Raw genomic sequence first — 17,352 nt, 5'->3', positions numbered from 1 at the left:
CCCCGCGCACCCCTCCCGTCCGGCGCGGGTCGGCGTGTCAGCTCGTACCGGCCGGCGGGTCGGCGAAGACGCCCTGAAGCATTCCGGTGGCCTGCCCGACTTCGATGAGATAGCCGTCCGGGTCGCGCAGATAGCACCGCAGTTCGGCCTTGCGGTCGAGGGGTTCGGTGAGGAATTCGGCTCCCTTGGCGCTCCACTCGCGATGGCACGCCTCGATGTCGGCGACGCGGATGTTCAGAAAGCTGCTCGCGGTGCTGGGGTCGGTGGGCGGGCGCAGGGTGACGTCGGGCTTGTCCGGGGTGGGGCCGCCGCCCGGGTTCATGATGATCCATCCGTTGGCGAGCTTGACGATGCAAGGGTTCTCGGCGAGCACCACCTCACCCCCCAGCACGTCGGCGTAGAAGGCGCGCGAGCGGGCGACGTCGGCCACTGTCAGGAAGTGGGTGAGAACCATCCCGGTGTCCGGGGCGGGAAGATCATCGCGGCGCATACGAGGCCTCCAGGCGAATCGGATGTTTCCGTCCATAGTGAAGTAAGGAGGTCCGTGTCGATGTATGGACACGATGGGGCGAGGCCGGACATTGCCCCCGGCTGCATTCTCTGACTAAGGTCAGAGAATGCAGAGGGAGCAGGTGGATCAGGTAAGACGCTTCAACCGGACCGTCGCCGAGCGTGTCGGAGTGCTGCACGATCAATACCTGGGCGGTGCGCGCCCCTACGGTCAGGCACGGTTGCTCTGGGAGATCGGTGACGGCGGCACGCACGATGTCCGCGGCGTTCGGGACCGACTCGACCTCGACTCCGGCTATGTCAGCCGGCTGCTGCGGGCACTGGAGCGGGACGGTCTCGTCGAGGTCGAGACCCACCCCCGCGACCGGCGGGTACGCACCGTACGCCTGACCGAGGAGGGCCGGCGGGAGCGCGCCCTCCTCGATGACCGCAGCGACGCACTCGCGACTTCGCTCCTCTGCCCGCTCGACGCCCGGCAGCGGGACAGGCTGACCTCGGCCATGGCGGAGGTCGAGCGACTGCTGACCGCCTCGGTGGTTTCCCTGTCCGTGCTCGACCCCGACCACCCGGACGCGGTGCACTGCCTGCGGTCCTACGCCACCGAACTGCAAGAACTCTTCGAGAGCGGATTCGACCCGGCGAACAGCCTGCTGCCCGACCCGGGTGCGCTGCGCGCACCACGCGGACTGTTCCTCGTCGCCCGGCTGCACGGCGAGCCCGTGGGATGCGGCGGGATCAAGCTCCCTACCGGCGCCCCCGCGGAGATCAAACGGCTGTGGGTCGCTCCGCGTGTCCGAGGACTCGGGCTGGCCCGACGCCTGCTGGCCGAGCTCGAGGACCGTGCGGCCCGGCACGGCAGCGAGCTGGTGCGGCTCGACACCAACAAGGCGCTGAAAGCGGCCACTCGCCTCTATCGCGACACCGGGTACACCGAGGTTCCCGCCTTCAACGACGAGCCCTACGCCCACCACTGGTTCGAGAAGCGGCTGATCCCGGCAGCGCAGTAGGGCCGAGTCGGCACCGTATTCGACGGCCACTCGGCTGTGCCCGTGTTGTGACGTGATCGGCGCCGGCGCACGGTCCGGCCCCATTAGCGTCGGCTCCATGATCGTATGGCTCAACGGAACGCACGGCGCGGGCAAGACGACGACCGGGCCGCTCGTGCAGCGACTCCTCCCGGACTCACGGGTGCTCGATGCCGAGAAGGTCGGCGAGACGCTCATGGACATCACGCCCGGGTTGCCCGGGACGGACAACTTCCAGCACTGGCCGCCGTGGCGGCAACTCGTCGTCGAGACGGCCCGCCGCGTGCTCGACTACACGGGCGGAACCCTCGTGATGCCGATGACCGTCCTGGTCGAGCAGTACTGGCGGGAGATCAGCGCGGGGCTCGCCCAACACGACATTCCCGTACGGCACTTCGTACTCCACGCCGACCAGGACACCCTCCGGGGGCGCATCGAGGGGGACACCGTCCTCGGCCCCTCGTCGTTCCGTCTCGCCCACCTCGAGCCCTACGCCGAGGCCGCCCGCACCTGGCTGCACCGCGAGGCCCGGGTCGTCGACACCACACACCTCACGCCCGCCGAGGCCGCCCTGGAGATCGCGGAAGCCGTCAAGGCCGAAGCGTGACCCTCGCGTCGTAGGCGGCGCGGGCATCGTCGATCCGGCCGAGGTGCGCGATGCTCCAGTCGAGCAGGGGCGCGGTGGCCTCGCGCAGGGTGATGCCCATCTCGGTGAGCTCGTAGCTGACGTGCGGCGGCATCACTTCGTGGACGGTACGGGTCAGGATCCCGTCACGCTCGAGGCTGCGCAGCGTCACGGTGAGCATGCGCTGGCTGATGCCGTCGATGGCCCTCTTGAGCTCGGTGAATCGGCGCGGCCCGTTCCTGAGGTTGCGTACGACCAGCAGCGACCACTTGTCCCCGACGATGTCGAGCACCACGCGGGTCCGGCACGCGTCGCTGGGCCCTGCTGCCGCGTCCATGGTTACCTCCCGGGAACCGGGGCACCGAAAAGTGCCTTATTGCCTGCGCATGGTGACTGCACCAGCATGCTGACAGTACTCAAACAGTACCGAGGCACGAAAGGTAACCAACGACATGGCCACATTCCTGCTGGTGCACGGTGCTTGGCACAGCGGACAGTGCTGGGAGCGGGTGGTGCCGCTGCTGGAGTCCGCCGGGCACCGGGTGTTCGCGCCCTCCCTGACCGGCTACGGAGACAAGGCGCACCTCCTCGGTCCCGAGGTGGGGCTCGATACGCACGTCGAGGACGTGGTCGGGCTGATCACCGAGGAGGACCTCAGTGACGTCGTACTCGTCGGCCACAGCTACGCCGGGCTGGTGATCTCCTCCGCGGCCAACCGCATTCCGGAACGCATCGCGCACCTCGTCTACCTCGACGCGATGGTCCCGGAGGACGGCGAGTCCGCGGTCGACGTCCAGCCCGTGACGCGGCGGCTGATCGAGCTCGCCGAGAAGTCGGAGAGCGGCTGGCGCGTGCCACCGATGCCCGAGCAGCCCGCGCCCTTCGGCCTGTTCGGCGTCACGGACCCGGCGGACGTCGCCTGGCTGCGCGGGATGCTCTCGGACCAGCCGGTGCGCTGTCTGCAACAGCCGGTGCGGCTGGACAACCCGGGCGTGAACGCGATCCCGCGCACGCACATCCACAATGTCGGCGCGATGCCGGCGGGCGTCACCCGTCGCCCCGTCCCCCCGATCCAGCCCAACAACACCCCGGCGCAGGTCTGGGAACTGCCGACGGGCCACGACTGCATGATCACCATGCCGGGCGAGCTCAGCGAACTGCTGCTCAAGCTCGCCTAGGCCGAGCCGGACACGCACCTCACTCCGGTGGCTCCGAAAAGTCCGTCAAGGCGGTATTGCGCTGTTAATGTCGCCTGAGTTGATGTGCGCGACGACGGTGTCGCCGCCCTGCCGCGCGCCCAGGTCGCCGTCGACCGCCGATCCCATGGCGAGGAGCCACCGATGTATCCGCCCACCGTCTATCACTGGATCATCACGTTGCGGTGGGAGGTCGCCGGAACACCGGCCCTGCGCACCGTCGAGGGCACCGTCCAGATCGAGTCGGGGCAGACACGCCAGGAGGTCTACCGGCGCATCGTCGCCTCCGTGAACGAAGAGGTCGGCGCCGCCGAGTCCTCGGTCGTCTTCTTCGCCCTGGAACCCGACCAGGTGTAGCCGCCCCTCACCCAAGGAGCCGCGTCGTGCAGCAGCCCGTCATCGCCGGGGTCGACGGCACTCCCGACAGCCTGGTCGCGGCGGGCTGGGCGGCGGAGGAGGCACGACGGCGCGGGGCGCCGCTGACACTGCTCTACGGGTACGCGCCGCCGTCGGGAGCACACCGGCTGCTCACCGGCGACACCTCCCGCGTGCACGACGCGGCCAGGCAACTCGTCGACGATGCGCTGGCATGGGTGCGGGAGCGCTACGACGACGTCGAGGTCGACGCCGAGTTCGTGGTGCAACCGGAGGCGGAACTGCTCGCCGAGCGCGGCCGACGGGCGCAGATGATCGTGCTGGGATCCCGGCGGCCGGGTCCGGTGGCCGGTTTCCTCCTCGGATCGGTGGGACTGCGCGTACTGAGCCGGGCCACCTGCCCCGTGGTCATGATCCGAGGCGGCACGGCAGGCCGCCCACCGCGGGACGGTGAGATCGTGGCAGGCGTCCCCGGACAGGAGGCCGAGGCCGAAGCGGTCCTGGACTTCGCCTTCCGGGCCGCCGCCGCGCGCGACGCGCCGCTGCGTGCCGCGCGTGCCTGGAGCCTGCCCACGGTGCTCACCTACCGACCCGGGCTGCTGCGCCGCTCGGACGAGCACGGTGGGCTGGAGGCGATGTACCGGCACGACCTGGCCGCCCTCCTGGCGCCGTGGCGGCAGCGCCATCCCGAGGTGACCGTGGTGGAACAGGTCGAACCGGGGCCGGCCTCGGAAATGCTGGTGACCCTCGCCGCCTCGGCCCAGCTCCTCGTCGTCGGTCGCCGTACCGAACCGGGCAGCCGCTATGTCGGACACGTCGCCCACGCGACCCTCCACTTCGCCGACGCGCCCATGGCCGTCGTCCCCACCCGATGAGATACCCCGTCCGGGCCAAGGGGACGGTCATCGATGTGTCACCGAGCAGTCACATGATGTAACAGTTTTATATGATCTCTAGGAGAAATGCCCCTATAGACAACGTGTGCGGCGCGCGCAGGAGTGGCATCCGAGTCGCCATGATCGTCCTGATCGCCGCGACCGCCCTGGGCACGACAGCCGAAGCGATGGCGTCCCAGTCGGCCCCCCGGGCGACCGACTGGGACGCCATCGCGGCATGCGAATCCGGGGGCAACTGGAAGACGAACACCGGCAACGGCCACTACGGCGGCCTCCAGTTCACACAGTCGAGCTGGGAGGCGGCCGGCGGACTCAAGTACGCCCCTCGCGCGGACCTCGCGACCCGCGAGGAGCAGATCGCCGTGGCCGAGCGGCTCGCCCGGATCCAGGGAATGTCCGCCTGGTCCTGCGCCTGACCCGTCCCCGCGAGGTCGCGGGGAAGTGGACGCGGACCGCGTCCAGACGCCGAGTCGAGGAGGGACATGGCTGACCGGAGCGAGGAAGCGGACCGCATCGTGGTCGGAGTGGACGGCTCGGAGTCGTCCAAGCAGGCGCTTCGCTGGGCGGTGCGTCAGGCACGACTCACCGGTGGTGCGGTGAAGGCGCTGACCGCCTGGGACTTCCCGTCCTACCACGGCGCGCTCGGCTGGCTGCCGCCGTCGAGCGGTGATGAGGCGGCCATGGAAGCCCGGGCACGGGAACAACTCGAAGAATCCGTTGAACAGACCGTGGGAGCACGCCCGCCCGCACGGGTGAGCGCCGAAGTGCACTACGGAACGCCCGCGAGCGTGCTGCTCCGCGCGGCCCGCGACGCGTCCCTGCTCGTCGTCGGCAGCCGCGGTCTCGGAGGGTTCGCGGGGCTGCTGCTGGGATCCGTCGCCCAGCACTGTGCTCAGCACGCTGCCTGTCCGGTCGTCGTGGTCCGCGCGGAGAGTGGACCCGACGGCCGGGACGAGAGTGAGGTGTGAGGGCAGCCGGTCGGCCGGCCGACGGGGCGTTATTGGATCGCTCCGTGGACCCGATCACGTTACGTTGACGGGATGTCCGAGCTGAGAACCGAGCGCCTTGTGCTGCGTGGGTGGCGGGAGACCGACCTCGCCCCCTGGGCGGCGATGAACGCCGATCCGGAAGTCCGCGAGTACTTTCCAGGGGTACTCACCCGCGAGCAGAGCGACGCGTCCGTGGCCCGCTTCCAGGCGGACATGGACCAGCGGGGCTGGGGCTGGTGGGCGGTCGAGGTGATCGCCACCGGTGAGTTCATCGGGTTCACCGGCTTGGATCCGGTGGAGGACGGCATGCCGTTCACGGGAGTGGAGGCAGGCTGGCGCCTGGCCCGCTCGGCCTGGGGACACGGCTATGCGACCGAGGCGGCCCGGGCAGCGGTGGACTTCGGTTTCACGTCCCTGGAGTTGCCCGAGATCCTCGCGGTCACGGCGGCCACCAATCTCCGGTCCCAGGCTGTGATGCGTCGCATCGGCATGACCCGTGATCGGGCCGAGGACTTCGACGACCCGACCGTGCCGCCCGGACCGCTGCGTCCGAGCGTGGTGTACCGACTCCCTCGCGGCAGGCGGCGGACCGTTGAGCAGTAGCGATCACGACCGGATGGACGCTCGTTTCCTCGGCATCGCCGAGCTGGTCGAGACCCCGCCCGTGGCGGTCGTGGTCGACGTCATGCGCGCCTTCACGGTGGCTGCCTGGGCCTTCGCCCAGGGGGCGGAAAGGATCGTTCTCGCCGAGTCACTGGACGACGCCCTGGCACTCAAGGCCCGCCACCCGGACTGGGTGGCGCTCAAGGACGGTCCGCCCGCGCCCGGGTTCGACGCCGTCAACTCGCCGGGACTGCTGCGGTCCGTCGACCTCGGCGGACGGACCGTCGTGCAGAAGACCACGGCGGGAACGGTCGGCGCCCTCGCGGTCAAGGAGGCGTCGCTGGTGCTGTGCGCGAGCTTCGTGGTGGCGGAGGCGACGGCCCGGCTCCTGCGGACGGACGGGTGCGACCGGGTCACGTTCGTGGTCACCGGCGAGGACGGGCGGGCCGACGAAGATCTGGCGTGCGCCCAGTACATCGCGCGCAGGGCCACCGGGGCCGGGACGGACGCCGCCGAGTTCCTCCGCCGCGCCGGCGAGTCGCGTGCCGCCGCCGAACTGGCGGAGGGTGTGCGTCAAGGCGTCCACCCTGACGACGTCGCACTCTGCCTCGAACTCGACCGGTTCCCCTTTGCCATGGTGGCGGCCCCGGAGGACTCGCTGATGGTGCTGCGCCCGTGCGCCGGGCCTTCACCCGAAGGCCCGGCAGGCCCGGGCGCCCGTCGAGGGCTCGGGCGCGCCTCTCGGGTTGGGTGACCGGCGTCACATCCGGTTCCTGTCAGCAATCGGGCGGCGGTCTCGTTCAAGGGGCACGCGAACGAGACAGGAGCAGCGTCATGAAGCACCGCATCGTCGTACTCGGGGCCGGATATGCCGGAGCCTTCGCCGCGGGGAACCTGGCCCGTCGGCTCTCACCGGCCGACACCGAGATCACCGTCGTCAACGCCGCGCCCGACTTCGTCGAGAGGATGCGGCTCCACCAGGTCGCGGTCGGCCAGGACTTCACGGCCCGTCGGCTCGCCGACGTGTTCGCGGGCACCGGGGTGCGGCTGCGCCTGGCGCGCGTCACCGGGCTCGACCCCGAGCACAGGACCGTCGCCGTCACCGGCGATGACGGTGACGACGCGCTCGCCTACGACACACTCCTCTACGCGCTCGGCAGCTCCGTCGCCGACCACGGCGTCCCCGGCGTGGCCGAGTACGCCTTCGACGTGACCGGCTGGTCCTCGGCGCTGCGTCTGCGCGAGCGCCTGGCCGATCTGGGCGCGGGCGGCACCGTACTGGTCGTCGGTGAGGGGCTGACCGGCATCGAGACCGCGACCGAGTTCGCCGAGTCCCGGCCCGACCTCTCGGTCGCGCTCGCCGCCCGCGGGGAGCTGGGCGCCTGGCTGTCCCCGAAGGCCCGCAGCCACCTGCGCCAGGCCTTCGACCGGCTCGGCATCACCGTCCACGAGCACACCGCCATCGAAGCCGTCGAGCCGACACGGGCGATCGCCGCCGACGGCAGGTCCATCCCGGCCGAGGTGACCGTGTGGTCGGCCGGGTTCGCCGTGCACCCCATCGCGGCCGCCGCCGGACTGGAGGTCGCCGAGACCGGCCAGATCGTCGTCGACCGCACCATGCGCTCGGTCTCGCACCCGGACGTCTACGCCGCCGGTGACTCGGTGTACGCGATCGGCGAGAACGGCCGGCCGCTGCCGATGTCCTGCGCCTCGGCCGGCTTCACCAACATGCAGGCGACCGCCGCGATCATCGCGCGGCTGACGGGCGGCAAGGTCCCGACGACCGGGCTGAAGTACTACGGCAACCACATCAGCCTCGGACGGCGGGACGCCATCTTCCAAATGGTGGACGAGGAGGCCCGGTCGAAGTCCTGGTACCTGGGCGGCCGGACCGCCGCACGGCTCAAGGCGGGCGTGCTCAAGGGGGCCGGCTGGGGCATCGCCTACCCGACCTTCGGCATGCCGAAGCGCAGGCGCCGCCTGGCCACCGCGCCCGCCCAGGTCGGGGCGAGGGTCGCCGCATAAGCTGATCCGCATGGACAGCGCAGCCATCGATCGGTTCGAGGCCAGCCGGGGCCGGCTGGCCTCGCTCGCGTACCGCCTGCTCGGTTCGGCCGCCGACGCCGAAGACGCCGTGCAGGACACGTTCCTGCGCTGGCAGGCAGCCGACCGCGAACGGGTCGAGGTACCGGAAGCGTGGCTGACCAAGGTCGTCACCAATCTCTGCCTCGACCGGCTCCGTTCGGCGCAGGCGCGCCACGAGCGCGCGGCCGGCGCCTGGATGCCCGAGCCGCTCCTCGACGGCGACCCGATGCTCGGCCCCGCCGACACCTACGAGCAGCGGGAGTCGGTGTCCCTGGCCGTACTGACCCTCATGGAGCGCCTCTCCCCGGTCGAGCGGGCCGTCTATGTCCTGCGTGAGGCCTTCTCGTACAGCCACGCGGAGATCGCCGGGATCCTCGACATCACCGAGTCCGCGAGCCAGCAGCATGCCCACCGGGCCCGGATCCGGGTGGCCGCCGAGCGCCGCCGCGGAGGCGAGGCCGACCCCGAGTCCGCGCGCCGGGTCGTCGAGGAGTTCCTGGCCGCCGCCACGACGGGGCGCACCGAACGGCTGGTGGCGCTGCTCACCCACGACGTGAAGGCGGTCTCGGACGGCGCCGGACTGGGCAAGCGGCTCCTGTGGGCCAGGACGCGCGAGCGGGTCGCCTCCTACGTGCGGGCAGGCTTCAAGCCCACGCCGGCGAAGCGGAGGATGGCGGGCGGCTCGCCCACGATGCACATCGCGCGGGTCAACGGCTGCCCGGCCGTCCTCGCCGTGGTCGACGACCGGGTCGTGGGTGTCGTCGCGTTCGAGGTGAGCGAGGACAGGGTCTCCTTCCTGACCGGCGTCGCCGCCGCAGCCCGGCTCTCGCGCCTCAACGAGGCCTGGCGGCAGCACGAACCCGACGCGCCGGTCATCAGCACGTGGTGACCGGACGAGGCCACGCGGTCCGTCGCCCCTCGGCCGCGTACCGGGGGAGGGGACATCCGAGGGGTTCTCGCGCGTCGCGATGAGTCCTGCCGTGTCCGGCGGTCGTACTGTCGAGCCCACGACCGAGGAGGACCCCCGATGCGCAACGTGACCTATTCGATGAACGTCTCACTCGACGGCTACATCGTCGGGCCGGACGGCGACTTCGACTGGAGCGGGCCCCAGAAGGACGTCTTCCGCTTCTGGATCGACGAGATTCGACAGGTCGACGTCCACCTGTTGGGCCGACGGCTGTACGAGACGATGCTGTACTGGGAGACCGCCGACCAGGACTCATCGCTCGACGACGCGGAGCGCGAGTGGACCGCGCTCTGGAATCCGCTCCCGAAGGTGGTGTTCTCCACCACGCTGTCGACGGTGCGGGGCAATGCCCGGCTGGCCTCCGGCGGCCTCGCGGAGGAGATCGAGCGGTTGCGAGCCGAGCCGGGGGAGGGCGAGATCGCGATCGGCGGCGCGACCCTCGCCGCCGAGGCGGCCTCGTTGGACCTGATCGACGAGTACCGGGCCATGGTCTACCCGGTGCTGGTCGGCGGCGGCATTCCGTTCTTCCCCCGGCGCGAGCGCCGGGTGGACCTCGAACTCGTCGAGACCCGCACCTTCGGCTCAAAAGTCGTCTACCTCAGCTACCGCGTGGATCGGGGCTCGGAGACGACGAGCCGGTAACCGACGTCGATGGTGTCCAGCGCCGACAGGTCGGCGTACCGGGAATGCCAGCGGCCCGTCGCCAGGTCGGCGCCGAGTCGGGTCAGCCCCGGCGCGAGTGCGTCGTCACCGGTCTGGGCCAGCATGGAGATGCCGGCGCGCACCCGCGGGTCGAGGTAGGAGTGCGGGCGGCGCCAGTAGGCCGCGGCGAAGCCGTCGACGCAGTCGTGGGGGATGCGGACCGGCTCCTGGCGACCTCCCCCGAGCAGGTCGATCAGCCGGTCGGTCGGGATGGCGCGGGTGTCGTCGAAAGCGGCGGCCTCCGGGAGATAGTCGCGTACCAGCCAGAACCGCTCGCGGAAGACGCGCTGATCCCACGTCAGGATGACGATGCGGCGGCGGGCGACCCTGCGCAGTTCCGCGATTCCGGCCGCCGGGTCGGCCCAGTGGTGGATGGTCAGCAGCGCCATGACGGCATCGGCGGCGTCGACGGGGAGCGGGAGGTGTTCCGCCACCGCCCGCACGGCCGGCGCCGCTCCCGGCGGTCGCTGGGCGATCATGACCTGGCTGGGTTCCACGGCGAGGACCGTCCGTGGCGGCTCGTAGGAACCAGCGCCCGCTCCGACGTTGATCACGTCCGAGGCATCGCCGAGTGCCGCGTGGATCTGCGCGGCGATCCGTGGATCGGGCTGTCGTGTCCGGGCGTACGTCGCACCGAGCGTGTCGTAGGTGGCCATGGCGGTCAGTGTGGCCGCTCGGACGGGGCCGCGTCCGGGCGGAATCGGGCCTTGATGTGGACGCGTTCGCCTTGCGGTCCGAGGATGCTGAGGAATTCCACCGATCGGTCGTCGGCGTTGCCGAACCAGTGGGGGAGGTGGGTGTCGAATTCGGCGACCTCGCCCTCCGTGAGGACGAAGTCCTTGTCGCCGAGCACGACGCGCAGGCGGCCGTTGAGGACGTACAGCCAGTGGTAGCCCTCGTGCGACCGGGGATCGGGTTCGCGGCCGTCGGTCAGACCGGCGGGCAGGATGTGCTTGAACGCCTGGAGTCCGCCGGGTTTGCGTGTCAGCGGCACGACGGTCATGCCGTTGCGGGTGAACGGTTGCGGATACACCCGGGGGTCCAGATCGGCCGGGGCGCCGATGATCTCGTCGATCGGTACCTGGTAGGCCCTGGCCAGGGGCAGCAGGACTTCCAGACCCGGTTTGCGGTGCCCGGACTCCAGCCGGGACAGGGTGCTGACCGGGATGCCGGTGGTCTCCGAAAGCGCGGTCAGTGTGGCGCCGCGGCGACGGCGCATCTCACGCAGCCGGGGGCCGACCGCGGCCAGCACCGCGTCGAAGTCGTCGCTCATACGTCCACTGTGCCCACGCTTTGCGTTTTCCGCAAAGAACTTTGCCCGATCGCCAACGTGGGTGCACCTTGGCGCCGGACGCGGTCGCCGACCGCGACCGAGTCACCAGAGAGAGGACCGGGCATCATGGACGCCGAGCACTGGGACGAGATGTATCGCGGTCGCGACCGGATATTCGGCGGCAACCCCAACCCCGTACTCGTCACGGAGGTCACCGGTCTGCCGCCGGGCCAGGCGCTCGACGTCGGGTGCGGTGAGGGCGCCGACGCGCTCTGGCTCGCCGGGCGCGGCTGGCAGGTCACCGCGGTCGACGTCTCCCGAGTCGCCTTGCAACGTGCCGCCGCCGCTGCCACCGGCATCGAGGGCCGCGTCGCGTGGGCACGGGCCGACATCACCACCACACCGCCGCCCGCCGGCGCCTTCGACCTCGTGTCCGTCCAGTACTTCCCGCTCCGGCGCCGGCCGGGCCACGCGGCGCTGCGCGGCCTGCTGAACGCCGTCGCACCCGGCGGCACCCTGCTCTTCGCCACCCACGCCCCCGCGGATCTCACCCAGCGCGAGGACTTCGATCCCGCCCACTACTACCAGCCCGACGACATCGCCCAACTCCTCGACTCCGCCTGGAACGTCCTGGTCAACGAGACCCGCCCCCGGGCCACCGCCGCCCCGGCCGGCACCCACCACACCCACGACACGATCCTGCGAGCACAACGCCGTCCCTGACACGGCTCTATGTCGTGGTGCTCGGCGTGGGCGTCGCGTCGGCGCTCGCCCGGAGGATCCCCTCGACGCCGTGCAGGAAGGTCTCGGAGACCAGTCGCGGGTCGAAGAGACAGCCGGCCGCCATGGCGCCGTCCCGGAGCATGACGAGGTGCCGACCGGCCGCGTCAGCGGGCTCGTGGCCTGTCCCTGCCAGCAACTCGGTGACGGTCTCCAGGAACCACTGCCGGTGGGCCAGCACGGCTTGGTGGATGGGGTGGGCGGGGTCGGGATACTCGGCCACCGCGTTGAGGAAGGCGCATCCGCGGAAGCCCGGGGACCGGATGCCTTCGACGATGGACCGGCTGACCGCCCTGACCTTCTCGGGGGCCGACTCGCTGCTCGCGCGTGCGGCCGCCACCTGCGCCCGGATTCCCTGGTCGGCCCGGTTGAGGTAGGCGAGGACGAGTTCTTCCTTGCCGGCGAAGTGCCGGTACAGCGTGGCCCGGGTCACCTGCGCCTCCGCGATGATCCGGTCCACGCCGACGGAGTGGATTCCCTCCGCGTAGAAGATCCTCGTCGCCGTGTCGAGCAGCCTGGCTCGTGCCTCGGACGTGCTGCCGCCTTCTGTGCCCCGACTCATGGGTCCCACCCTACCAACCCGATGAGGGAGAACGTTCGGTCTTGACAGTCACCGCCGCGGTCCTCTTTGATGCTCGGTAGACCGAACGTTCTCCCTCATGCGGCACTGAAAGGCACGCACATGGACACCCTCGTCGACACCCACCCCACCAGCGCTCCCACGGCCCTGCGGAAGCTCTACTTCGTACGCTTCGCGTTCGCCGCCGTATGGGCCGGCCTGCTGTTCGCGACGGCCGACACGCTGGGCCCGCTGAGCGGGACCCTCCTGGTGATCTACCCCCTGTTCGACGTGGCGTGCGCCGTCGTCGACGTGCGCTCCGCCAGGACGAACGGCGGTCCGGTACGCGGGCTGTACGTGAACATCGCTCTCAGCGGCCTCACCGGCATCGCCCTCGTCGTCGCCGCCACGTCCGGGGTCCCGGCGGTCCTGCGTGTCTGGGGCGTCTGGGCCGTCACGGCGGGCCTCGTCCAGCTCGTCGTCGGTGCCGTCCGCCGCCGCCTGGGAGGCCAGTGGGCGATGATCGCCAGCGGCGCCATCTCCACCGTCGCCGGCGCGTCGTTCTTCGCCCAGGCGGGCAAGGACGACGCCTCCCTCGGCAGTCTGGCCGGCTACGCCCTCCTCGGAGGCATCTTCTTCCTCGTCTCCGCCCTCCGTCTGAACCGCGCCGGAAACGTCGGATGACCGTCTAGGGGGCGGCCGTCTCGTACCGCGGGCGGCCGGTGGTGCGGTAGGTCTGGATCGTCAGACCCTTCGGGGTGGACCGGAGATCGACCAGCTCGAGTCCCAGGTCCGGGCCCGTGGCGGGGAAGAGCCGTGTGCCTTGGCCGACGACCACGGGATAGGTGAGCAGTACGAACTCGTCGATCAGCCGATGGTCCAGCAGCCAGTGGACCAGGGTCCCGCTGCCCCACACTTGCAGCTCTCCGCCCGGCTCGGCTCTCAGCTCCTCGACGGCGCCCTCGACGTCACCGGACAGGACGGCCGTGCCCGCCCATCGCGGATCGGTGAGCGTGGTCGACGCGACGTACTTGGGCCGCGTGTTCAACGCCTCTCCGACGGGGTTTCCCGGATCCATGCCGGCTCCCCAGGAACCGGCGAAGATCTCGTACGTCCGCCGGCCGAACAGGAACGCGTCGGCGCGCCGGAAGGTCTCGCTGATGAACGTCGAAGCCTCGTCGTCGAGCAGTGGCGGAGCCCAACCGAAGCGATCGAATCCGCCACTTCCCTCCTCGGCCGGCGCACCGGCTTCGCGCCCCCGGATCCCCGCGTCAATCCGTCGATGCCCCTGCGTCACTCCGTCGACGGAGACGTTCGTGACGGTCGTCAGCTTCATGAGCGGTGTTCCCTTCGCGCTGGTGTCGTTGACTACGACCGGCCCGGAGGGCCGATCTGATCGGTCGTGCACGGTCGTCCACGACCGGCCCGCGTTCATTCCTTCTCGATGCCCAGCAGATCCAGGAACGCGGCGGCCGCCGGGGTGTGGCCGTCCCGGCCCCAGACCACGTACTCGGCGCGGGCCGGTGCGTCCGTGACCTCGATCGTGGCCATACCGGAAAGACCCTCGACGTACGTGGGCGGGAGCAGGGCCACGCCCAGGCCCGCACCGACCAGACGCGCCAGGTAGTCCGCGTTGGTCACCTCGAAGGCGATCTCGCGGGTGAGACCGGCGGCGGCGAAGGCCAGATCGGACTGCGCCCGGCCGGCGGTCTTCGCGGGAAGGTCCACGAACACCTCCGAGGAAAGCCGACGCAGGTCGACCGAACTCTCGTGGGCGAGCGGGTGATCCGGGGAGACCACGGCGACCAGCCGCTCCCGGCCCAGCTCCCGGGCCACGACGCCCCGGGGGCGGGCCGAGGCGGGGATGCCGATGAAGGCCAGCTCGATCTCGCCCTGCTTGACCTGTTCGACGAGTTCGTCGCTGGCTCCCACACTGAGGCTGATCCGGGCCTTCGGATGCCGCTGGTGGAACTCTCCGAGCACGGTGGGAACGTCCACGGCGGCGACCGTGGGGATGAGCCCCAGCGTGAGACGTCCGCGCACCTCCCCGACGGCCGCCGCGACCTCGGCGGCGGCCCGCTCCGCCGCGTCCAGGCACTGGCGGGCGGCCGGCAGGAACGCCGCGCCCGCCGCGGTCAGCCGGACCCGACGACTGGTGCGTTCGAAGAGCCTCGCACCCAGTTCCTTCTCCAGGCGCGCGATCTGGTGGCTGAGCGCGGACTGCACCACCAGGCAGCGCTGAGCGGCCCTCGTGAAGCTGTTCGTCTCGGCCACGGCGATCACGTAGCGCATCTGCTGAAGCTCCATCGATCCATCGTGATACGAGATGCATCACGTGACAAGCATGTGTTGGACTCATAGATGCCCCGGGCCCGACACTGGTGGTGATCGCATTCCGGCGGCCCGCGGCCCGCGGCCCGCGCCGCCGCTGCCCTCTCCCTGCTCCCGTACCTGGGTGTATCCCCGCCGAGGCATGCCTGCGTGCGCCCGTGACACCGAAAGGACGAGCGACCACCATGACCACCACCAAGCCGACCCTCACGGCGGCCCTGACCGGCCTGGCGCCGGCGGTCTGGGGCAGCACCTATCTGGTGACCACCGAACTGCTGCCACCGGACCGGCCGCTCCTGGCGACCACCGTGCGGGCCCTGCCCGGCGGCCTGGTCCTACTGGCCCTCGGACGACAGCTTCCGTCCGGCATCTGGTGGTGGCGCGCGCTGCTGCTGGGCATTCTGAACATCGGCGCCTTCAACGCCCTGCTCTTCACCGCGGCCTACCGGCTGCCGGGCGGTATCGCCGCCGTGATCATGTCGGCGCAGCCCATGTTCGTCGTGGTCCTGGCGGCCCTCTTCCTGGGCGAAAGGATCAGAGCCCTGCACGCCCTGGCCTGGGCCATGGGTGTGGGAGGGGTGGTGCTGCTGGTCGTCAAGGGAACGATGTCACTCGATCTCGTGGGAGTCCTCGCCGCGGTCGGCGGAGCGCTGTGCATGGCCTCGGGCATCACCCTGACCAAGCGGTGGGGCCGGCCCGACGGCGTCAGCCTGCTCACGTTCACCGGATGGCAGCTCACCGCGGGCGGCCTGGCCCTGCTGCCGTTCTGGCTGGCACTGGAAGACCTTCCCGATGGTCTCACCGCCACCAACGTCGTCGGGTTCGCCCACCTCATCACCCTCGGAGCGGTCCTCAGTTACATCGTCTGGTTCCGGGGCATCGAACGCCTGCCCGCCGTGGCGGTCTCCTTCCTCGCGCTGGGCAGCCCGGTCGTGGCGACCCTGCTGGGTTACCTCGTCAAGGACCAGACGCTGTCCGCCCTCCAGATCGTCGCCGTGGGCGTCATCTTCCTGGCGATCCTCCTCGGCCAGCTTCGCCCACCGGAGAAGAACTCCGAGCGAACTCCGTCGGCCGCACCCCGCGCCGCCACCCCGCGCCTCGGCCACCGACCCGCTCGCGAACGGGAACGCGTCGGCTGACAGCGGGACCTCCCCACCACGTGGCGGTGCGGGTGAGGCGGGCGCGGTGTAGAGAGGAGTCATGTCGCAGGGTCTCGATGGAGTGGGCCGGCCCGATCGAGCGAGCCGGGCGCTGGTCGCCATCCCGATCGCGTGGATCGTCGCGGTGTCCGTGATCGACGTACTCGCGCCGCCCCACATCCACCTGGGTCCGCTCCTCGTCGCGGCCCCGGCGATCACGCCGTCGTTCGGCGGGCCCCGAACGGTGGGACTGGTGGCGGCACTGGCGGTGCTCGCCCAGACGGTCATCGGGGTGCTGCGCGATCCCGACGAGCTGCTCTCGGCCAACCACGAGGCGCAGATCGCCGCCCTGTTGCTCGTCGGAACGAGCCTCGTCGTCTTCTGTGTCCTGCGCGAGCGTCGCGCGAAAGAGCTGATGCAGGTGCGGCATGTGTCCGAGGCCGCCCAGCGTGTGGTCCTGCCTCCGCTGCCCAGGCAGCTCGGCCCGCTGCGCGCCGCCTCCCTCTACCTCGCCGCGGAGGCCGAGGCGCAGATCGGCGGGGATCTGTACGCGGCGGCCCGCACCACCTCCGGCACCCGGCTGATCGTCGGCGACGTACGGGGCAAGGGGATGACCGCGGTCAACGACGCCGCCCTGCTGCTCGGAGCGTTCCGCGTCGCGGCTCACCGCCAGGCGAGCCTCGGCGAGCTGGTGGCCTATCTCGACCGGAGCGTGTGCTGGGAACTGGCGGAGCCGGGGGAGACGAGCCGCTACGGAGAAACGTTCATCACCGCCACCATCCTGGACATCCCCGACCGGGACGGCCAGGTCCAGATGATCTCCTGCGGGCACCCGCCGCCGGTCGTCCTGCGCAACGGCCGGCCGACGACGATGGACGCCCGCCATCCCGCGCCTCCGCTGGGACTGGCCGAACTGACGGCTCCGCACTACCACGTCGACAGCTTCCCGTTCGATCCGGGAGATCTGTTGTTGCTGTACACGGACGGCGTCACCGAGGCCCGCGACTCCACCGGCACCTTCTACCCACTCGCCGAGCGCATCACCGGCTGGGCCGAGAACGACTGCGACGCCTTCGTCAGCCGCTTCCGGCGCGATCTGCTGCACTACGTCGGCGGTCACCTGGACGACGACGCCGCCATGATCGTCATTGCGCGCCCCGCCACCCCCCGGGCCTGACCACTCCGCCGTACCGGCGTGGGGGGGGGGGGGGGGGGGGGGGGGGGGGGGGAAAAGGGAGAGGGGAGGGGGGGGGGGGGGGGGGGGGGGGGGGGGGGGGGGGGGGGGGGGGGGGGT

The 17,352-nt window shown here is 70.9% G+C and carries 23 protein-coding genes; 16 read left to right on the top strand and 7 right to left on the bottom strand.

All coding sequences use genetic code 11. The annotated features are described in order from the left end of the window. Positions 1–37: 37 nt before the first annotated feature. Positions 38–490, bottom strand: coding sequence for a VOC family protein (locus ACZ470_RS13880; RefSeq protein ID WP_468427092.1), 453 nt, complete (start codon positions 488–490; stop codon positions 38–40). A gap of 127 nt (positions 491–617) precedes the next feature. Here ACZ470_RS13880 and ACZ470_RS13875 point away from each other — a divergent pair, with 127 nt between their 5' ends. Beyond that, a complete protein-coding gene (locus tag ACZ470_RS13875) occupies positions 618–1,517 on the top strand; it encodes a bifunctional helix-turn-helix transcriptional regulator/GNAT family N-acetyltransferase (protein ID WP_468427091.1) in 900 nt (299 codons plus the stop codon). 97 nt (positions 1,518–1,614) lie between these two features. Beyond that, a complete protein-coding gene (locus ACZ470_RS13870) occupies positions 1,615–2,142 on the top strand; it encodes an AAA family ATPase (RefSeq protein WP_468427090.1) in 528 nt (175 codons plus the stop codon). Here ACZ470_RS13870 and ACZ470_RS13865 read toward each other — a convergent pair. Continuing rightward, a complete protein-coding gene (locus ACZ470_RS13865; RefSeq protein WP_468427089.1) occupies positions 2,126–2,497 on the bottom strand; it encodes a winged helix-turn-helix transcriptional regulator in 372 nt (123 codons plus the stop codon). The two genes, ACZ470_RS13870 and ACZ470_RS13865, sit on opposite strands and share 17 nt — an antisense overlap. A 115-nt stretch (positions 2,498–2,612) precedes the next feature. Between ACZ470_RS13865 and ACZ470_RS13860 the strand changes: the two genes are divergently transcribed. From ACZ470_RS13860 to ACZ470_RS13815, 10 genes are all read left to right on the top strand, one after another. After that, entirely contained in the window at positions 2,613–3,338 is a 726-nt protein-coding gene (locus tag ACZ470_RS13860; protein ID WP_468427088.1) for an alpha/beta hydrolase, read from the top strand. Positions 3,339–3,422: 84 nt separating this feature from the next. Then, entirely contained in the window at positions 3,423–3,713 is a 291-nt protein-coding gene (locus ACZ470_RS13855) for a hypothetical protein (RefSeq protein ID WP_468427087.1), read from the top strand. Positions 3,714–3,739: 26 nt separating this feature from the next. Beyond that, positions 3,740–4,606 carry a universal stress protein gene (locus tag ACZ470_RS13850; protein WP_468427086.1) on the top strand — a complete coding sequence of 289 codons (867 nt, stop codon included), beginning with the start codon at positions 3,740–3,742 and terminating at the stop codon, positions 4,604–4,606. A 140-nt stretch (positions 4,607–4,746) separates the two neighbouring features. Beyond that, complete coding sequence (locus ACZ470_RS13845) at positions 4,747–5,043, top strand: transglycosylase family protein (RefSeq protein WP_468427085.1); 297 nt, start codon at positions 4,747–4,749, stop codon at positions 5,041–5,043. 66 nt (positions 5,044–5,109) lie between these two features. Continuing rightward, positions 5,110–5,595, top strand: coding sequence for a universal stress protein (locus ACZ470_RS13840; RefSeq protein WP_468427084.1), 486 nt, complete (start codon positions 5,110–5,112; stop codon positions 5,593–5,595). Positions 5,596–5,667: 72 nt separating this feature from the next. Continuing rightward, entirely contained in the window at positions 5,668–6,219 is a 552-nt protein-coding gene (locus tag ACZ470_RS13835; protein ID WP_468427083.1) for a GNAT family N-acetyltransferase, read from the top strand. Positions 6,220–6,232: 13 nt separating this feature from the next. Then, complete coding sequence (locus ACZ470_RS13830) at positions 6,233–6,973, top strand: 2-phosphosulfolactate phosphatase (RefSeq protein ID WP_468427082.1); 741 nt, start codon at positions 6,233–6,235, stop codon at positions 6,971–6,973. Positions 6,974–7,053: 80 nt separating this feature from the next. Continuing rightward, positions 7,054–8,244 carry an NAD(P)/FAD-dependent oxidoreductase gene (locus ACZ470_RS13825; protein ID WP_468427081.1) on the top strand — a complete coding sequence of 397 codons (1,191 nt, stop codon included), beginning with the start codon at positions 7,054–7,056 and terminating at the stop codon, positions 8,242–8,244. Between the two features lie 10 nt (positions 8,245–8,254). Continuing rightward, on the top strand, positions 8,255–9,193 hold the full coding sequence (locus tag ACZ470_RS13820; protein ID WP_468427080.1) for a sigma-70 family RNA polymerase sigma factor: 939 nt from the start codon (positions 8,255–8,257) through the stop codon (positions 9,191–9,193). Positions 9,194–9,331: 138 nt separating this feature from the next. Continuing rightward, positions 9,332–9,916, top strand: coding sequence for a dihydrofolate reductase family protein (locus tag ACZ470_RS13815; protein WP_468427079.1), 585 nt, complete (start codon positions 9,332–9,334; stop codon positions 9,914–9,916). On the opposite strand, the gene ACZ470_RS13810 is transcribed toward ACZ470_RS13815, so the two are convergent. Continuing rightward, a complete protein-coding gene (locus ACZ470_RS13810; RefSeq protein ID WP_468427078.1) occupies positions 9,877–10,632 on the bottom strand; it encodes a methyltransferase domain-containing protein in 756 nt (251 codons plus the stop codon). The genes ACZ470_RS13815 and ACZ470_RS13810 overlap by 40 nt on opposite strands. Before the next feature lie 5 nt (positions 10,633–10,637). After that, positions 10,638–11,249 carry a helix-turn-helix domain-containing protein gene (locus ACZ470_RS13805; RefSeq protein WP_468427077.1) on the bottom strand — a complete coding sequence of 204 codons (612 nt, stop codon included), beginning with the start codon at positions 11,247–11,249 and terminating at the stop codon, positions 10,638–10,640. Between the two features lie 126 nt (positions 11,250–11,375). Between ACZ470_RS13805 and ACZ470_RS13800 the strand changes: the two genes are divergently transcribed. Beyond that, positions 11,376–11,972 carry a class I SAM-dependent methyltransferase gene (locus ACZ470_RS13800; RefSeq protein ID WP_468427076.1) on the top strand — a complete coding sequence of 199 codons (597 nt, stop codon included), beginning with the start codon at positions 11,376–11,378 and terminating at the stop codon, positions 11,970–11,972. Positions 11,973–11,979: 7 nt separating this feature from the next. Here the strand turns inward: ACZ470_RS13800 and ACZ470_RS13795 are convergent, their stop codons facing one another. Continuing rightward, positions 11,980–12,591, bottom strand: a complete 612-nt coding sequence (locus tag ACZ470_RS13795) for a TetR/AcrR family transcriptional regulator (RefSeq protein WP_468427075.1) — start codon at positions 12,589–12,591, stop codon at positions 11,980–11,982. A gap of 120 nt (positions 12,592–12,711) precedes the next feature. Between ACZ470_RS13795 and ACZ470_RS13790 the strand changes: the two genes are divergently transcribed. Further along, the gene (locus ACZ470_RS13790; protein ID WP_468427074.1) at positions 12,712–13,272 is read left to right on the top strand and encodes a hypothetical protein; all 561 of its coding nucleotides are present in this window, start codon (positions 12,712–12,714) and stop codon (positions 13,270–13,272) included. A gap of 4 nt (positions 13,273–13,276) precedes the next feature. Here the strand turns inward: ACZ470_RS13790 and ACZ470_RS13785 are convergent, their stop codons facing one another. Further along, the gene (locus tag ACZ470_RS13785; RefSeq protein WP_468427073.1) at positions 13,277–13,924 is read right to left on the bottom strand and encodes a dihydrofolate reductase family protein; all 648 of its coding nucleotides are present in this window, start codon (positions 13,922–13,924) and stop codon (positions 13,277–13,279) included. A gap of 95 nt (positions 13,925–14,019) precedes the next feature. Next, positions 14,020–14,895 (bottom strand): LysR family transcriptional regulator, encoded by an 876-nt coding sequence (locus ACZ470_RS13780; RefSeq protein WP_468427072.1) that lies wholly within the window; start codon positions 14,893–14,895, stop codon positions 14,020–14,022. Between the two features lie 209 nt (positions 14,896–15,104). Here ACZ470_RS13780 and ACZ470_RS13775 point away from each other — a divergent pair, with 209 nt between their 5' ends. Together ACZ470_RS13775 and ACZ470_RS13770 are read left to right on the top strand one after the other, a co-directional pair. Next, positions 15,105–16,058 (top strand): EamA family transporter, encoded by a 954-nt coding sequence (locus ACZ470_RS13775; protein ID WP_468427071.1) that lies wholly within the window; start codon positions 15,105–15,107, stop codon positions 16,056–16,058. A 61-nt stretch (positions 16,059–16,119) separates the two neighbouring features. After that, positions 16,120–17,235, top strand: a complete 1,116-nt coding sequence (locus tag ACZ470_RS13770; protein WP_468427070.1) for a PP2C family protein-serine/threonine phosphatase — start codon at positions 16,120–16,122, stop codon at positions 17,233–17,235. The last annotated feature ends 117 nt before the right edge of the window (positions 17,236–17,352 follow it).

The organism is Streptomyces sp. NPDC031111, assembly GCF_055570675.1.
Note: the sequence above shows the minus strand (reverse complement) of the source record. Positions and strands in the feature narration are given on the sequence as shown.

Excerpts from the sequence above, each read along its gene's own strand:
- ACZ470_RS13880 (WP_468427092.1), bottom strand. The coding sequence starts at position 490 with ATGCGCCGCGATGATCTTCCCGCCCCGGACACCGGGATGGTTCTCACC.
- ACZ470_RS13875 (WP_468427091.1), top strand. The coding sequence starts at position 618 with ATGCAGAGGGAGCAGGTGGATCAGGTAAGACGCTTCAACCGGACCGTC.
- ACZ470_RS13870 (WP_468427090.1), top strand. The coding sequence starts at position 1,615 with ATGATCGTATGGCTCAACGGAACGCACGGCGCGGGCAAGACGACGACC.
- ACZ470_RS13865 (WP_468427089.1), bottom strand. The coding sequence starts at position 2,497 with ATGGACGCGGCAGCAGGGCCCAGCGACGCGTGCCGGACCCGCGTGGTG.
- ACZ470_RS13860 (WP_468427088.1), top strand. The coding sequence starts at position 2,613 with ATGGCCACATTCCTGCTGGTGCACGGTGCTTGGCACAGCGGACAGTGC.
- ACZ470_RS13845 (WP_468427085.1), top strand. The coding sequence starts at position 4,747 with ATGATCGTCCTGATCGCCGCGACCGCCCTGGGCACGACAGCCGAAGCG.
- ACZ470_RS13840 (WP_468427084.1), top strand. The coding sequence starts at position 5,110 with ATGGCTGACCGGAGCGAGGAAGCGGACCGCATCGTGGTCGGAGTGGAC.
- ACZ470_RS13835 (WP_468427083.1), top strand. The coding sequence starts at position 5,668 with ATGTCCGAGCTGAGAACCGAGCGCCTTGTGCTGCGTGGGTGGCGGGAG.
- ACZ470_RS13830 (WP_468427082.1), top strand. The coding sequence starts at position 6,233 with ATGGACGCTCGTTTCCTCGGCATCGCCGAGCTGGTCGAGACCCCGCCC.
- ACZ470_RS13825 (WP_468427081.1), top strand. The coding sequence starts at position 7,054 with ATGAAGCACCGCATCGTCGTACTCGGGGCCGGATATGCCGGAGCCTTC.
- ACZ470_RS13820 (WP_468427080.1), top strand. The coding sequence starts at position 8,255 with ATGGACAGCGCAGCCATCGATCGGTTCGAGGCCAGCCGGGGCCGGCTG.
- ACZ470_RS13815 (WP_468427079.1), top strand. The coding sequence starts at position 9,332 with ATGCGCAACGTGACCTATTCGATGAACGTCTCACTCGACGGCTACATC.
- ACZ470_RS13810 (WP_468427078.1), bottom strand. The coding sequence starts at position 10,632 with ATGGCCACCTACGACACGCTCGGTGCGACGTACGCCCGGACACGACAG.
- ACZ470_RS13805 (WP_468427077.1), bottom strand. The coding sequence starts at position 11,249 with ATGAGCGACGACTTCGACGCGGTGCTGGCCGCGGTCGGCCCCCGGCTG.
- ACZ470_RS13800 (WP_468427076.1), top strand. The coding sequence starts at position 11,376 with ATGGACGCCGAGCACTGGGACGAGATGTATCGCGGTCGCGACCGGATA.
- ACZ470_RS13795 (WP_468427075.1), bottom strand. The coding sequence starts at position 12,591 with ATGAGTCGGGGCACAGAAGGCGGCAGCACGTCCGAGGCACGAGCCAGG.
- ACZ470_RS13790 (WP_468427074.1), top strand. The coding sequence starts at position 12,712 with ATGGACACCCTCGTCGACACCCACCCCACCAGCGCTCCCACGGCCCTG.
- ACZ470_RS13785 (WP_468427073.1), bottom strand. The coding sequence starts at position 13,924 with ATGAAGCTGACGACCGTCACGAACGTCTCCGTCGACGGAGTGACGCAG.
- ACZ470_RS13780 (WP_468427072.1), bottom strand. The coding sequence starts at position 14,895 with ATGGAGCTTCAGCAGATGCGCTACGTGATCGCCGTGGCCGAGACGAAC.
- ACZ470_RS13775 (WP_468427071.1), top strand. The coding sequence starts at position 15,105 with ATGACCACCACCAAGCCGACCCTCACGGCGGCCCTGACCGGCCTGGCG.
- ACZ470_RS13770 (WP_468427070.1), top strand. The coding sequence starts at position 16,120 with ATGTCGCAGGGTCTCGATGGAGTGGGCCGGCCCGATCGAGCGAGCCGG.